This is a genomic window from Hydromonas duriensis, from assembly GCF_004363775.1.
Classification (GTDB): domain Bacteria; phylum Pseudomonadota; class Gammaproteobacteria; order Burkholderiales; family Burkholderiaceae; genus Hydromonas; species Hydromonas duriensis.
In genome coordinates this window covers 39,397-54,482 of sequence record NZ_SNZE01000008.1, presented here as the reverse complement: position 1 = coordinate 54,482, position 15,086 = coordinate 39,397, and the positions used below count along the sequence as shown (strand labels likewise).

At 45.8% G+C, this 15,086-nt stretch carries 12 protein-coding genes; 5 read left to right on the top strand and 7 right to left on the bottom strand.

Going from position 1 to position 15,086, the window contains the following annotated elements:
- The first annotated feature begins 250 nt into the window (after nt 1-250).
- The 3 genes from DFR44_RS05155 to DFR44_RS05145 are packed head-to-tail and all read left to right on the top strand — an operon-like array spanning nt 251 to nt 6,083.
- Entirely contained in the window at nt 251-1,504 is a 1,254-nt protein-coding gene (locus DFR44_RS05155; RefSeq protein ID WP_162845168.1) for an efflux RND transporter periplasmic adaptor subunit, read from the top strand.
- A 3-nt stretch (nt 1,505-1,507) separates the two neighbouring features.
- A complete protein-coding gene (locus tag DFR44_RS05150; RefSeq protein WP_133619725.1) occupies nt 1,508-4,654 on the top strand; it encodes an efflux RND transporter permease subunit in 3,147 nt (1,048 codons plus the stop codon).
- The gene (locus DFR44_RS05145; protein ID WP_133619723.1) at nt 4,647-6,083 is read left to right on the top strand and encodes an efflux transporter outer membrane subunit; all 1,437 of its coding nucleotides are present in this window, start codon (nt 4,647-4,649) and stop codon (nt 6,081-6,083) included. The genes DFR44_RS05150 and DFR44_RS05145 overlap by 8 nt, the downstream gene beginning before the upstream one ends.
- A gap of 5 nt (nt 6,084-6,088) precedes the next feature.
- Here DFR44_RS05145 and msrA read toward each other — a convergent pair whose 3' ends face one another.
- The 6 genes from msrA to DFR44_RS05115 form a co-directional block, all read right to left on the bottom strand.
- Nucleotides 6,089-6,673 (bottom strand): peptide-methionine (S)-S-oxide reductase MsrA, encoded by a 585-nt coding sequence (gene msrA, locus DFR44_RS05140; RefSeq protein WP_133619721.1) that lies wholly within the window; start codon nt 6,671-6,673, stop codon nt 6,089-6,091.
- A gap of 106 nt (nt 6,674-6,779) precedes the next feature.
- Nucleotides 6,780-7,328: a peptide-methionine (R)-S-oxide reductase MsrB gene (gene msrB / locus DFR44_RS05135; RefSeq protein WP_342774562.1), complete on the bottom strand. Its 549-nt coding sequence runs from the start codon at nt 7,326-7,328 to the stop codon at nt 6,780-6,782.
- Nucleotides 7,329-7,408: 80 nt separating this feature from the next.
- Complete coding sequence (locus DFR44_RS05130; protein WP_133619719.1) at nt 7,409-7,858, bottom strand: hypothetical protein; 450 nt, start codon at nt 7,856-7,858, stop codon at nt 7,409-7,411.
- A 22-nt stretch (nt 7,859-7,880) separates the two neighbouring features.
- Nucleotides 7,881-8,399 carry a C40 family peptidase gene (locus DFR44_RS05125; protein ID WP_133619717.1) on the bottom strand — a complete coding sequence of 173 codons (519 nt, stop codon included), beginning with the start codon at nt 8,397-8,399 and terminating at the stop codon, nt 7,881-7,883.
- Between the two features lie 12 nt (nt 8,400-8,411).
- On the bottom strand, nt 8,412-9,188 hold the full coding sequence (gene xth / locus DFR44_RS05120) for an exodeoxyribonuclease III (protein ID WP_133619715.1): 777 nt from the start codon (nt 9,186-9,188) through the stop codon (nt 8,412-8,414).
- A gap of 95 nt (nt 9,189-9,283) precedes the next feature.
- Nucleotides 9,284-9,955: an energy-coupling factor ABC transporter permease gene (locus tag DFR44_RS05115; protein ID WP_133619713.1), complete on the bottom strand. Its 672-nt coding sequence runs from the start codon at nt 9,953-9,955 to the stop codon at nt 9,284-9,286.
- Between the two features lie 184 nt (nt 9,956-10,139).
- On the opposite strand from DFR44_RS05115, the gene DFR44_RS05110 reads away from it, so the two are divergent.
- A complete protein-coding gene (locus tag DFR44_RS05110; RefSeq protein ID WP_133619711.1) occupies nt 10,140-11,477 on the top strand; it encodes a solute carrier family 23 protein in 1,338 nt (445 codons plus the stop codon).
- A 327-nt stretch (nt 11,478-11,804) separates the two neighbouring features.
- On the top strand, nt 11,805-13,115 hold the full coding sequence (gene aceA, locus DFR44_RS05105) for an isocitrate lyase (protein ID WP_133619709.1): 1,311 nt from the start codon (nt 11,805-11,807) through the stop codon (nt 13,113-13,115).
- Between the two features lie 68 nt (nt 13,116-13,183).
- Here the strand turns inward: aceA and ushA are convergent, their stop codons facing one another.
- On the bottom strand, nt 13,184-14,905 hold the full coding sequence (gene ushA, locus DFR44_RS05100; RefSeq protein WP_133619707.1) for a bifunctional UDP-sugar hydrolase/5'-nucleotidase UshA: 1,722 nt from the start codon (nt 14,903-14,905) through the stop codon (nt 13,184-13,186).
- Between the last annotated feature and the right edge of the window lie 181 nt (nt 14,906-15,086).

Here is a 15,086-nt window from a genome sequence, read left to right as displayed (position 1 = left end):
TGTTACTATTGCGCTTTGTAAATGGGAGTCTTTGCCGCTTAGTAACTCATAATAATGAGCCTGATAAAAGCCTGTCTTACTAAAAATGTTTACACAATAGGCGGCTATACTTCTGGCAAATCCCTAACGCTGTTAAATTCCCTTGAGTGTTTGTGAGCAATTATATAAAATGATTGACAATTCAAAAATTGAATAATGGTCTTTTTTGTGCATGTAAGCCCTATACCCATGTTTTAAAGGAAAAATGAGAATGAAAAAGTTGCGCAACCCAATTTTGTGGTTCAGTGCGGTCTGCTTGGTTAGCAGCCTGACCGCTTGCGGTCAAAAGAAAGAGGCCGAGATGCCCAATATGGAGATGCCTGTTCAAGTGCTCGAAATTCAACCACAAAGTGTCCCAGTCTTGCTGGAAACCCCAGGCCAGACCGCAGGTTCATCAGAAGTTGAAGTGCGATCGCGTGTCAGTGGTATCCTTGAAAAGAAAAACTACACAGAAGGGGCCTACGTCAAAAAAGGCACGGTTTTATTCACATTAGAAACAGATTCAGCCCAACAAGCCTACAAGTCAGCAATGGCAAATGTCGCCAGCCAAAAAGCCTTGCTTGAGCAAGCGCAAACCAATGAAAAACGGGTCTCGGCTTTAGTGAAGCAAAATGCGTTGAGCCGTCGTGATGGCGACGATGCAAAAGCCACTCTTAATACCGCAAAAGCCGCTTATGATGCAGCCGTCGCACAATCCGAAAACAGCAAATTAAACGTTGATTACGGTGTGATTCGTGCGCCGATTTCGGGTTATACCAGCAGCGAAACGCGTTCAGTCGGTAGTTTGGTGAGCCCGCAAGAAATTTTGACCAAAATTTCAGTCATCAATCCGATTTACGTGAATTTTTCATTTTCTGATGGCGACTTAGCCAAACTGCGCAACGCCACACGAAGTGGTGAGGTCACTTCGCCTACGCCCGCTGGCTTACAAGTGGCGTTAACGCTGCCTGACGGAACAGAGTATCCGACATTGGGACGCATCAACTTTACAGATAAGATTATCAGTGCAACAACAGGTACGGTGCGTGCGCGTGCGGTGTTTGACAATCCGACCATGGATTTATTGCCTGGTTCATTTGTACGAGTTTCATTACGAGGCGCGATGCGCAATGATGCGATTATCGTGCCACAACGCGCCATTTCTTCAGGCATTCAAGGTAAATCCGTTTGGGTTTTGACTGCAGAGAACACATTTGAACCACGCCCTGTGACCACGGGCGATAACATTGGAACGAATGTCATTGTGACCAAGGGCTTGCAAGCGGGTGACCGTGTGATTTTGGATAATCTCATCAAGTTACCGCAATTGCCACCAAAATCTAAAGTCAAGCCCATGATGGTGACTTTAGAAGAATTTTACCAGTCGTTGGCACAAGCGGCGTCACCCGCAGCAGCGCCAGCCAAGGAAGGCGCTGAAGGCGCACCGACAGCTGACAGTGCCGCACCTGCAGCCAAGGAGAAATAAAATATGGCTGATTTTTTCATTAAACGTCCTGTTTTTGCCATTGTTTTATCATTGCTGATTACTTTATCGGGTTTGGTGGCAATGCGCGCTTTACCGATTGAACAATACCCACAAATCGTACCACCGCAGGTTCAAGTGACCGCGACTTATCCGGGCGCTTCGGCAGAAGTGATTGCCGATACCGTCGCTTCGCCGCTGGAGCAGTCGATTAACGGCGTTGACGATATGATTTATATGAGCTCGACCAGCTCAGGCTCGGGTGCTGCGAGTATCACTGTGACCTTTAAAATTGGCACGGATGCCGACCAAGCGACCATTAACGTCAACAATCGAGTGCAAGCCGCGTTGGCCAAGTTGCCTGCGGAAGTTCGTCAATATGGCGTGTCGGTCGACAAACAATCGTCTGCCTTTTTGCAAGTGATTGCCCTGTCGTCTCCTGACAATTCAATGGATCAAGTGGCCATCAGTAACTATGCGTTGGTCAATGTGATTGACGAATTGCGCCGTATTCCAGGCGTGGGCAGTGTCCTAAATTTTGTGGCTAAAGACTACTCAATGCGAGTTTGGCTGAATCCTGACAAACTGGCGCAATTGAAATTGACGCCGACGGATGTGGAAAATGCCATCAGTGAACAGAATGCTCAGTTTTCAGCGGGTAAAGTGGGTGCTGAACCGATGGATAAAGCAACGGAGTTCACGTATACCATCAGTACCCAAGGTCGTTTAGAAACGGTTGAGCAGTTTGAAAACATTATTTTGCGCAGTGACTCTGATGGTTCGGTTTTGCGTTTAAAAGATGTGGCGCGTGTTGAGTTGGGTTCACAAAATTACGATGTGACGGCGACTTTGAACGGGCAAGCAACTGTTCCAATTGGGATTTTCTTGGCTCCAGGTGCCAATCAGTTGGATACGGGTAAAGCGGTTGAAGCGACCATGAAACGTTTGGAAGCCAAATTTCCAGCTGGCTTGAAACAAACCATTCCATATGACACCACGCGTTTTGTCAGCCAGTCGATTGATGAAGTGGTTCACACTTTTGTTGAAGCGATGATTTTGGTGTTCGCCGTGGTATTTTTGTTCTTGCAAAACTGGCGCGCGACTTTAATTCCTTGCTTGGCTGTACCTGTGTCGATTATTGGTACTTTTGCGGGCATGTATTTATTAGGGTTCTCTATTAACACTTTGACCTTATTTGGCATGGTGTTGGCGATTGGTATTGTGGTCGATGATGCGATTGTGGTGCTCGAGAACGTTGAGCGCATCATGCAAGAAACCAAAATGTCCGTGGTTGATTCCACACGCTTGGCGATGCAAGAGGTGAGCGGGCCAGTGGTTGCGATTGTCTTGGTGCTGTGCGCGGTATTCGTTCCAGTTGCATTTTTGGGCGGAATTGCGGGCGAAATGTATAAGCAATTTGCGATTACGATTGCTGTCTCAGTGACGATTTCGGGTTTAGTTGCACTGACCTTAACGCCTGCTTTGTGCATTATGATGCTCAAGCCTACACATCATGAACCGAACCGTTTTTTCAAATGGTTTAATCAATTTTTTGATCGTCTGACCAAGCGATACAGCAATGGCGTGGCGTTTTTCATTAAGCGAGCATTGGTGGGTGGTTTGGTATTTCTTGGACTGATTGTCGTCACTTTGGGCTTGTTCCGTATTGTGCCATCGAGTCTTGCGCCTGACGAAGACCAAGGTTATATCTTGGGTGTTGGTATTTTGCCAGATGGTGCGTCATTGCAACGCACGCAAGTGGTTGGTAAACAGATTGAAAGCATTGCCAATACTTTTACAGCCAAACAAGATGTGTTTGTCATTAATGGTTTTGACTTGTTCAGTGGTTCTAATAAAACCAACTCAACAACTTTTTTCATGCCGATGAAAGATTGGTCGGAGCGCACCTCACAAGAAGATGCCGCTCAGTCAATTGTAGGAACGTTCACAGGCATGGCGATGGGCATGGTCACAGACGGTTTTGTGATTGCGGCCAATCCTCCACCGATTTCTGGGATGTCCAACACGGGTGGTTTTGAGGGCTATGTGCAAACGCGCAATGGCTCTACATCGGCTGAACTGGCTGCTAAGGCCAATGAATTGGTCGCGGCGGCTCGTCAACGCCCCGAGTTGATGCAAGTGCGCAGTGATTACAGCACAAGTGTGCCGCAGATTGATGTGCAGTTGGATCGTGAAAAAGCACGTACATTGGGTGTGCCTGTCAACAGTGTATTTGCGGCCATGCAAGCCACTTTTGGTGCTTTGTATGTCAATGACTTTAACTATTTGGGTCGTTCTTTCCGTGTGCAATTACAATCGGAAGCCAATTTCCGAGACGATGTGTCAAAGTTAAACTCTGTCTTTGTTCGCTCCAATGCGGGCGATATGATTCCATTGTCGGCTTTATTGCATGTCAAGCAAACCACAGGGCCTGAGATTCAAACTCGATTTAACGCATTAAGTGCCGCTAAAGTGTCGGGTAGCCCAGCCCCAGGTTATAGCTCGGGGCAGGCAATTAAAGCCATGGAAGAAGCCTCGAAACAAGTGCTCGGTGGCGATTACACGTTGGCATGGTCGGGCTCTGCATTCCAAGAACAAAGCGCATCGGGTTCGTCGGTGCAGGTATATGGTTTTGCACTCATCATTGTCTTTTTGATTTTGGCCGCTTTGTACAATAAATGGACTTTGCCCGTGGTGGTGTTATTAGCTGTACCTTTTGCTATTTTTGGCGCGATTTTGGCAAACTGGTTACGCGGTTTAGCAAACGACGTTTACTTTCAAGTGGCTTTAATTACGCTGATTGGCTTGGCGGCAAAAAATGCCATTTTGATTGTCGAATTTGCCTTGATGAAACGTGAAGAGGGCTTAAGCTATACCGAAGCTGCGGTGCAAGCTGCGAAACTGCGTTTCCGTCCGATTGTGATGACCTCTTTGGCATTTATGCTCGGTTGTGTACCTTTGGCGATTTCAACAGGAGCGGGCGCGGCCAGTCGTCACTCGATTGGTACGGGCGTGATTGGCGGGATGTTGGCCGCAACGTTTTTGGCAACTTTTGTGATTCCAATGTTTTACATTGTCGTGATGCAAATGACCGACAATGTGAAAGCACGTTTTAATAAAAATAAAATGGACAACGAGGTGCATCATGCCTAAACTTTCACGACATGTATGCAAAGTCAGCCATGCGGCGTTTTGGGTGAGCTTGACTTTGTCAGGCTGTGCGATTGGTCCTGATTACCAACGCCCACCGACTGATTTGCCTGAAATATATCCAAATGCTGCGCACATTGACACCGCCTTGCCCGAGCAGGTCAAAGCCGTTTCATCCAAGTGGTGGACGTCTTTCAACGATGATGTGTTGAATCAAATGGAAGAGGAGGCTTTGGCAGAAAACCAAGACCTCATCAAAGCCAGTGCGGCCGTTGATGAGGCGGCGGCGCAAGCCCGCATTGCTCGTAACGGATTGTTGCCCTCGCTCTCGACCAGCAACACGGCTCAACGAGGCAATACTTCTGATGAAGTGTATGGTTCAACTTCAACCGCCAATGCTTATTCGGTTGGAGCGACTTTGTCATGGGAGCTGGATATTTGGGGAAAATTGCGTCGTGCCAATGAAGCAGGGCGAGCGGGTTTCTTAGCCAGCCGCTACGCGCGAGATGCCGCTCAACTGAGTTTAACCGCATTGGTGGCGCAAACTTATTTTCAATTGCGTGCGTATGACGCCTCGTTGCTTGTGAGCAATGAAACAGTGAAAACACGTGAACAAAGTTTACAGTTACAACGTCGACGTTTTGAAGAAGGCTATCTGTCGAAATTAGAGGTCGCACAGGCTGAATCAGAATTAGCCAGCGCACAGCTTTCTGCTCAACAGCAGGCTTTAGCGATTCAAAAAACCGAAACGGCACTGGGGATTTTACTCGGCCGCTCGCCGCGCGTTTTGTTGGACAGTAAACCGCGTGGAGCCACGATTGAGCAACTTAGCCTTGTTAAATTGGATGAGCCAATTGATTTACCTTCCAATTTATTATTGCGCCGTGCCGATGTGGCAAGCGCAGAACAGCAGTTGATTGCGGCGAATGCAAATATTGGGGTGGCACGTGCGGCTTATTTTCCCAGCATTTCGTTGAGTGGGAATTTAGGCAGTCAGAGTTTAGAGTTGAGCCGCCTGTTTTCAGGCCCCGCCGCCGCTTGGTCTTTTGTGGGCAATGTGGCCGCGCCCATTTTTAATTTTGGTTCTACCCAAGCGCAGGTCAAAATCGCCAATGCCCGTCAACAGCAAGCCCTTGCGTCGTATCAAAAGTCGATTCAAGAGGCGTTTAAAGACGTGTACGACGGCTTAAATTCGCAAACGAGCATGAAACAACAAGCGCAATCCGCCCGTCAACAACGCGATGCGGCGCAAGAAGCCTTGAAATTGGTCAACTTGCGCTATTCAGAAGGTTATTCGGGCTATTTTGAAGTGTTGGATGCAGAGCGTAACGCTTACGCCGCTCAGTTGGCTTTGATTAATATCCAACTGTCACAATTAAATGCCCAAGTGGATTTGTACAAAGCCCTTGGCGGTGGTTGGCAGGCCAATTGAGTTATTTAAGGTAAATACAGCTCTGGATACGACTGTTTTAAATCCACCAGTTTCGGCGCATCAAATTTGATGATGTATGCCGAATCTGGATGGTTTTTAAAATAATTTTGATGGTAGTTTTCGGCCGCATAAAAATGAGTCAAGGGTACGCTTTGCGTCACAATGTCTTGTTTGAATATGCGGCTTTTTTGTAATTGTTGAATATAGGCTTGAGTGATGCGTTGTTGCTCAGGCGTGATATAAAAAACACCAGAACGGTATTGTGTGCCTGTATCAGGGCCTTGGCGGTTCAACTCCGTTGGGTTATGCGCGACTGAAAAAAATACTTTCAATAATTGACCATATGTGATGATGCTGGTGTCGTATGTGATTTCCACAGACTCGGCATGCCCAGATGTGCCCGAGCTGACACTTGAGTAATCCGCTTGATTGGCTTTTCCGCCAGAATAGCCTGACACGACAAGAGTCACGCCTTTGACATGCTGAAAAACAGCTTGTACCCCCCAAAAGCAACCGCCCGCAAATACAGCTTTTTGGATGTGCGGTGTTTTGCTCAATGATTCGTCCAGTTGTGGGTTGGGAATGACCATGGCGTGGCGTGGCTGGGCTGGGCAAGCAAAAGGATGCTAATGAATAAGCCGCTTGATGTTGTTTTCAGATTTATGCGGGTTGGCCTTGAGTTGGTTGAATAGTGGATTAAACGAAGGGTTTGAGCAACAACGCTGCCGAGTTGATGCAGTAACGCAATCCCGTTGGCTCTGGGCCATCATCAAACACATGCCCAAGATGGGCGTCACAACGGCTGCAATTCACTTCGATACGGCTCATGCCAAGACTGCGGTCTGATTTTTCTTGCACATTTTCAGGAGCAATCGGCGCGTAAAAACTGGGCCAACCCGTGCGTGAATCAAATTTGGTCTTTGAGTTAAATAGCGCGGTATTGCAACATACGCAGCGATATATGCCAGATGTGTGTTCATTCCAATAGCGTCCTGTGTAGGCCGTTTCTGTGCCTGCTTCGCGGGTAATGTGATAAACCGTGGGCGAAAGTTGTGCTCGCCATTCGGCTGCGGTTTTAATGATTTTATTGACAAGTTGTGGCGGTCTTAATTGTCCATTGTTTGAAACCTCGACAATGCGAGTTTCTATTGACCTTGCCAAGGCTTTTGTGTTTGAGAGCAATAAAGATAGCGTACCCAAACCCATCATTGAGACGAATTGACGGCGTGATATGGCAGTGGACATACATAAACCTCGTGTTGGGCTGATGCTGTTTAGATATAAAAAACGCATCAAAATTGATGCGTTTGTTGCTTTCTATGTCATTACTTTATTGTAGCGGGTGCCGCCGCAATGGGTGCAGCGGGCAGTTTGCAGTCCAAGTTGCCAGCGATTTTTGGATAGTCGCCATTATTAGGTAGCTCATACACCGTGACACATTGGTCAGGACTGAGGTTTTGATTACTTCGAATGAGTAAAAAATCGTTCTTGGCTACTTCAACTTTGTACTGGTAGATGGTTTCATTCCGATAGCTATCACTGAGGGCAAATATTTGGTTGAGCCCCATATTGATGCCCCAGCCGATATGGTCGCCACCGCCACCAAAACCAAAACCCACGTCAATAGGAAGGCGGTTGCCTTGATAGACAGGTTGAGTTGAGGTTTGTTTTTCTGTGATTTTGCCTAAACGCATGGTGGCTTGGGGTGAAATGCCTGTCGTGCTGGCACAAGCCGCTAAAAATATCGGCATGATGAGCAAAGTGAGTTTTTTCATGGGTGAAGACTCCAAAAAGTTTTTATCTAATGCGGCGTGCGAGATTGATACGGGGTTGCCAATAGGGGTTGTTTAAACTTTCTACGCGCACGACGCCACCAGACGAAGGGGCGTGTACAAAGAAAGTGTTCCCCAAGTAAATGCCTACATGCGAGTTTGGTTGACCACTGGTATTAAAAAACACCAAATCACCTGCTTGTAGTTGTTCGTAACGTAACTCTTCGCCAAATACGCTTTGTTGAGTTGTCGTGCGAGGCAGATTGATGCCTAAACTTTGTTTGCCACTCCATTGGACAAGACCAGAGCAATCAAACCCCTCAGCGGGAGATGAACCGCCAAAATGGTAAGGTGTACCAAGATATTTCATGGCTTGTACAGCGAGGGCACGATTCGGCCCAGCCCCTACCTTCACAACTAAAGGTGGTTTTGTGTAACCACCGTGCCCACCTTTACGGCCACCACTGGTACTGCCGCAAGCGACCAATGCCATCGTGAGCAATAATAAAAAAAATTTTGAAATATACGATTGCATTCGAACCATAGTATCTTCTTTCTAAACATGAATGGTCGCTAACACGGGGGTGTGGTCGGACGGTTGCTCGTGTTGGCGCGGTATTTTGTCAATCACACAACTTGTGCAACGTTCAGCCAATGCTTTCGATAATAAAATATGGTCAATGCGAAGTCCCGCATTGCGGCGAAAACCGCCTTGACGATAATCCCACCACGAGTAACTTTTTTCAGTTTGTTCAAATAAGCGAAATGCATCACTCAAACCCAAGTCAAGAAATCCTTGAAAGAAACCACGCTCTTGCGGGGAGACTAAATTGCCGCCAAGCCACTTTGCGGGATCGTGAACGTCACGGTCGTCAGGGGCAATGTTAAAGTCACCCAGCAGGGCAAGTTGGTTGTGTTGCTTGAGTTCTGAGCCTAGGTATTCGTGTAATGCGGTTAACCAATTCATTTTGTAAACGAATTTATCTGAATCCAAGTCTTGACCGTTCACCATGTATGCGCAAATGATGCGAATGCCTTGAATGGTGGCACTGATAAGACGCTGTTGAGCATCTTCAAAGTGCGGTATGTTTTTTTGCACGTTTGTTTGTTCTGTACGGCTAATGATAGCCACGCCGTTATACGTTTTTTGACCTGTAAAACAAACATGTAAGCCCGCATCAGAAAAGGCTTGCCGTGGAAAAGCCTCGTCATCGAGTTTGGTTTCTTGTAAGCATAAAACGTCAACGGGATTATTTGCCATATAATCCAGCACTTGTGGTAAGCGAACCTTAAGTGAATTGACGTTCCAAGTGGCGATAGTAAAGTCGGACATAATGGACAGGACACGCTAGAATTAAAACGTCATTATCGCTCAAATTCATGACCTCAGTCCGAAATGCTCTTTGAAAGAGTAGTTTGATTGGATTGTTATATGTCTTTAAATAATGTTTGGCGATACCACCATTGTGGGCGATAAACTGTAATTAGTGCGGTCATCATGCCCGTCAAAAAGGCTTCGCCCCAGCCAAGCAATAGGGCACTGACCCAAAATACTTGATTGCCAATATCGAGTGTGATGATATTTATTTTATTTAAAACCAAAAGGTTAATTGACACGGTGAGTACCATGACCGTCGCGGTGACAAAAAAACCATGTACAAAAATAAAAGCAAATACTCGCTTGGGTAACAAGGCCTTTACACAATAATGTAAAAGCCAAGACAAACTCAATGGGAGTAATACCGCCAATAAATATTGAGCGCCCCAAATGTCAATGGGCGTTTGCTGGGTGAGATTTGTGAAGACTAAAACGGTTGCCAAAGCCAAGCCCGCCATAGGAAATCCCAATAATAAGTAAGCAAGGCTCGCACCAATAAAATGCAAATACAAATAATCAAGCAGTTGAGCTTTCATTAGCCAAATGATGCTCAGCGTGAAGGTAAAGGTTAAAACAATATTCAGCCGAATCGGATCGACATGTTTCAAAAATACTCTTTTACAACGATAAATGAAAAACAACAGCGTAATGAGTGCGCCGATATTCATCGACCACCAAAATGATGGTGGGTAAAAGAGATTTGGAGTGTAAAAGTTAAACATGGGATTCGCTTTAAAGACATTTTTTATCGTAACTATATTCTATAGTGTAAGAAATATGTTTAATATGGGCAAAATACGGGTGTGATTCAAAACAAGGTTCGGGATATTTGATTGACGACACTACTGGATAAGCTATAATACTTATATATGTATTTATAATAAAAACGAACATAGGAGGTTTATTTTGTCTAAAGCATTTTTTCCCGCATGGACAAAGAAATATAACGGTGTCATTGCGCCTGATGAACGTTTACCGATTGGCCAAACGGCCTTGATGGGTTTGCAGCATGTTATTGCTATGTTTGGAGCAACAGTGCTCGGGCCAATGCTTATGGGATTTAATCCGAACTTGGCTATCTTAATGTCGGGTGTAAGCACGTTGCTTTTTTTTGTATTGACGCGAGGACGTGTTCCCAGCTATTTAGGCTCAAGTTTTGCATTTATTGCACCTGTGGGCGTAGCGACTGGTTATAGCGTGGCTTCTTTAATGCCTAATCCCAATATTGGAGTTGCTTTGGGAGGCATTATGTGTTCTGGGCTTTTGTACGCCCTGATTGGCTACTTGGTTAAGATTGTTGGCACTTCATGGGTTGAAAGAATAATGCCGCCTGTGGTAACGGGTTCTATTGTGGCCGTTATCGGTTTGAATTTGGCGGGTGCCGCAGTACACAGTGCAAAAAGCTCTAATGCGGACGGTTGGTACATGCTCATGACCATCGTGTGTGTCGCCTTTGTGACGGTTTTTGCTGGCGGGATGTTGCGCCGATTATTGATTTTATCGGGGTTGCTGCTATCAAGTGCTTTATATGTCTTGTGTGTGAATGTATTGAGATGGGGAGTTGGTCGTTCAACTGGTTCTAAGCCCGTTGATTTTACTGGCGTGCATAATGCGCCTTGGTTTGGTTGGCCCGAGTTTGTTACACCTGTATTTAACTCGTCAGCAATTTTAGTTCTAGCACCTGTGGCAGTCATTTTAGTGGCGGAGAATTTGGGGCATCTGCGAGCCGTTGAAGCCATGACGGGGCGTGACATGAATCCGCACATGGGTTCTGTTTTTATGGGCAATGGTTTGGCCAATGTGATAGCGGGTGCTGTTGGCAGTACAGGGGTGACCACATATGCGGAAAATATTGGCGTCATGGGTGTGACTAAAATTTATTCCACACTGGCGTTTTTGTTTGCGGGGTTGTTTGCGATTGTGCTCGGATTTTCGCCTAAAATGGGCGCATTGATTCAATTGATTCCTTTACCCGTTATGGGGGGCGTGTCGGTTGTGGTGTTTGGTTTGATTGCTGTGACAGGCGTCAAAATTTGGATTGACCACAACGTTGATTTTTCTCAAAATAGCAATTTAATTGTGGCAGGGGTCACTTTAATTATTGGTGCGGGTGATTTTCAGTTGTCTATCGCTGGTTTAGAGTTAGGCGGTTTTGGGGTGGCAACACTCGGGGCGATTGCGCTGAATGCTTTGTTTGCATTTAAGCGTGCTGATTTAACTAAACCACCGACACCTGTTATTTAATTGTAAGTATTTAAGTTCCTTTTCATCATTTCAAAGTCACTGTACGGTTTGTATGAGTGACTTTTTTATGCCGCCGAAGAGACGTTTTTTTGCATTGTGAAATTGTTGTTTTTTAATGTGAAAAAAATGGCTTTGTTTTAATGCCCATTATCATTTTTTTTAAAAACCACTTGCAAGGTAGAAAAAGAGCAGTTATTATTTGATTAACTTATGTCTTATATAAGACATAAAATATTTGTTGCGATGCGCTAATAGATGTCTTGAATTTAATTCAACGCATTGACTCAGGCCTCGATTTTATTTTAATTGTCACTCAAGGAGAATTTCATGGCAACTCGTGCAGAACAAATTGCAGCACTCGAAAAAGACTGGGCGGAAAATCCACGTTGGGCTTTGGTTAAACGCGGCTACAGTGCAGAAGATGTGGTGCGTTTGCGCGGTAGCTTGCAGCCTGAATACACTTTGGCTAAAAATGGCGCAGAAAAACTCTGGGCCAAAGTCAACGGCGGTGCGAAGAAAGGCTATGTCAATGCTTTTGGTGCCATTTCAGCAGGTCAAGCGATGCAACAAGCTAAAGCGGGCTTAGAAGCGGTGTATTTGTCAGGTTGGCAGGTGGCGGCAGATGGCAACACCTCAGAAACCATGTATCCAGACCAATCTTTGTATGCTTACGATTCTGTGCCGACAATGGTGCGACGCATCAACAATACGTTTAAGCGAGCCGATGAAATTCAGTGGAGTCGAGGGATTAATCCAGGGGACGAGGGTTTTATTGATTATTTTTTGCCCATCGTTGCGGATGCTGAAGCAGGTTTCGGCGGTGTTTTGAATGCTTTTGAACTCATGAAAAACATGATTACCGCAGGCGCGGCGGGCGTGCATTTTGAAGACCAGTTGGCTGCGGTTAAAAAATGCGGTCACATGGGCGGTAAAGTATTGGTTCCAACACGTGAAGCAATTGAAAAGCTGATTGCGGCTCGCTTTGCTGCCGATGTCATGGGTGTACCGACGCTGATTTTGGCGCGTACTGACGCTGAAGCCGCTAACTTGTTGACTTCAGATTATGATGACAACGACAAACCTTTCTTGACGGGCGAGCGCACACAAGAAGGTTTTTACCGAGTTAAAAATGGTTTAGAACAGTCGATTAGCCGAGGGGTTGCGTATGCGCCTTATGCTGATTTGGTCTGGTGTGAAACGGGCGTGCCTGACATTGGTTTTGCGCGTGAATTTGCACAAGCGGTGCTGAAAGAAAACCCAGGAAAGTTATTGTCATACAATTGCTCTCCTTCTTTCAACTGGAAGAAAAACCTGAATGACTCTCAAATCGCCTCTTTTCAAGATGAGTTATCCGCATTGGGCTACAAATACCAGTTCATCACATTGGCGGGTATCCACATCAACTGGTACAACACATTCCAATTTGCTCATGCGTATGCCAGTGGCGAAGGCATGAAACATTATACTGAAATGGTGCAAGAGCCTGAGTTTGCAGCGCGTGACAAAGGTTATACTTTTGTATCTCACCAACAAGAAGTGGGGGCAGGGTACTTTGATGATGTCACTACAGTGATTCAAGGTGGTTCTTCAAGTGTTAAAGCGCTGACAGGTTCAACTGAAGAAGAACAGTTCCATTAATTTTTGAAAACATAAAGCATAAAAAAACGAGGTGTTAGCACCTCGTTTTTTAGTTCACAACTCTTCTCTTATTTAGCTGCTGGCGTGGGTGTGGGTACAGAGCCAATGCGTACAATTGAATCTTTTGGATCGTATTTTGACGCATCAATAGGGCTGTTGCGTTGGATAAAGGCTTTTAATGATTCGGCATCAATAAAACCTGTATTAACGTAGGTTGGGTTCACGCCTTTGAGTTTAGGATAGCCATCTCCACCAGCGGCAGAAAAGTCGTTTACAGCCATACGGTAGGTTTTATTCATATCCAATGGTGCATTACCGATTTTAATATCACGAGCTTCGCCGTTCTCAAATGTAGCGCGAACACCTGCGAATTGTGGAAACGCGCCAGAGCCTGGGGTCATTTTTGCCATGGCATTCAAGTAATCTTGTACTTCTTTACCTGATAACTGCGCGTAGCCAAGCGTATTGCCGAAAGGTTGTACTTTTAAAACATCTTTATACGTGATTTTTCCCGCTTGAATTGAATCTCGCACACCACCTGAGTTCATGACCGCAAAATCTGCTTTGACTTTTTGCATCATGCTTGCGGCCACCATCACGCCCAGATTAGTCGGTTGTGCGCGCACATGAGTGCGATCACCGTCCAATAAACCCAAAGTGCTGCCAATTTCTACGCCTAAAGTTTGCTGTCCTTTGTCTTGGAATGGCTTGAGCAGCGCGAGCATTTCTGGATTTTCAGGGATTTCAGCCGTGTAGAGCACCTTGCTTGATTTGCCTTCGGCATCTTTGACTGTTTTTTTCAAGTTAACGGGGATTAAAGCGTATTTGTCTAAGGTCAACACGCCGTTTTTGTAAGTGAAGTCCGCACGACCAACGTATTTACCCCATTCGTGCGCTTGCACAATCCAAGTGCCATTTTGACGGTCTGGCTTACATTCACCGCCAGGCACGTATGCATCATTGCGGTCATTTTCTGCTTTCATGCAGACTGGATTTTGGCTGTGACCGCCAACAATCAGGTCGATGCCGCTGACTGCACGCGCCATTTCAACATCACCAGGTGCATTCGAGCCGTGGTTACCATTGGTGTAGTGTCCCATGTGGGTGGCTGCGATGACGACATCCGCTTGTTTGCGTAAGGTCGGTACCAGTTTACCTGCCACCTCAATAGGGCTACGGAACTCTAAGCCTGCTTTGCTTTTAGGGTTGACCACGCGACCGCTGGTCCAAGTGTCTGAGTAGGCCAAGTTTTCTGGACTGACCATTTTTTTAGTGTCGTCCGTAGTCAGTCCCATGACCGCAATTTTTAACCCATCTTTGTTAAAAATTTTGTATGGCTCAAACATGGGGCGACCGCCACGATATACGTTAGCTGAAAGCATTGGGAAGTTCGCCCATTTTTGTTGCTTGGCAAGAACGGGAAGGGGATTGTCAAACTCGTGGTTGCCCAAAGTCATGGCATCAAACCCAATTTTGCTCATGCCCTTAAAATCTGGTTCAGCATCTTGCAAATCAGATTCAGGCACACCTGTATTAATATCGCCGCCGCTCAAAACCAAAACTTCACCACCATGGGCTTTTACATCAGCACGGATGCCATCAATCACGGTTTTTTGAGCAGATAAGCCATATTCGCCATCATTGTTTTTCCAAAAACGGCCATGATGGTCGTTGGTGTGTACGATAGTGAAATGGTAGGCTTTGTCTTTTAATGGGGCCGCATGGGATGGGCTTGTGGCTGCTATGGCTAAAATGCTCGCAGCTAAAAGAGTTAAACGTGTGTGCTTCATAGAGTAGCTCCTGATATTGTTAAAAATAAAATAAATGCTTCTATACGTCATCTGCGCGAGATTATGCCGTAGCCTAAGAGGCTTCACAAGTAAAATTATGGTGAAATTATGAAAAAGTATTATTTTTTGTTTGTAGTTGATTTTTGTTTGTTTTAAACGAAAAACTAAATCGAGAGGGGTA

Coding starts and splice junctions, on each gene's coding strand:
- DFR44_RS05155 (WP_162845168.1), top strand. CDS start 251: ATGAAAAAGTTGCGCAACCCAATTTTGTGGTTCAGTGCGGTCTGCTTG.
- DFR44_RS05150 (WP_133619725.1), top strand. CDS start 1,508: ATGGCTGATTTTTTCATTAAACGTCCTGTTTTTGCCATTGTTTTATCA.
- DFR44_RS05145 (WP_133619723.1), top strand. CDS start 4,647: ATGCCTAAACTTTCACGACATGTATGCAAAGTCAGCCATGCGGCGTTT.
- msrA (WP_133619721.1), bottom strand. CDS start 6,673: ATGGTCATTCCCAACCCACAACTGGACGAATCATTGAGCAAAACACCG.
- msrB (WP_342774562.1), bottom strand. CDS start 7,328: ATGTCCACTGCCATATCACGCCGTCAATTCGTCTCAATGATGGGTTTG.
- DFR44_RS05130 (WP_133619719.1), bottom strand. CDS start 7,858: ATGAAAAAACTCACTTTGCTCATCATGCCGATATTTTTAGCGGCTTGT.
- DFR44_RS05125 (WP_133619717.1), bottom strand. CDS start 8,399: ATGGTTCGAATGCAATCGTATATTTCAAAATTTTTTTTATTATTGCTC.
- xth (WP_133619715.1), bottom strand. CDS start 9,188: ATGTCCGACTTTACTATCGCCACTTGGAACGTCAATTCACTTAAGGTT.
- DFR44_RS05115 (WP_133619713.1), bottom strand. CDS start 9,955: ATGTTTAACTTTTACACTCCAAATCTCTTTTACCCACCATCATTTTGG.
- aceA (WP_133619709.1), top strand. CDS start 11,805: ATGGCAACTCGTGCAGAACAAATTGCAGCACTCGAAAAAGACTGGGCG.
- ushA (WP_133619707.1), bottom strand. CDS start 14,905: ATGAAGCACACACGTTTAACTCTTTTAGCTGCGAGCATTTTAGCCATA.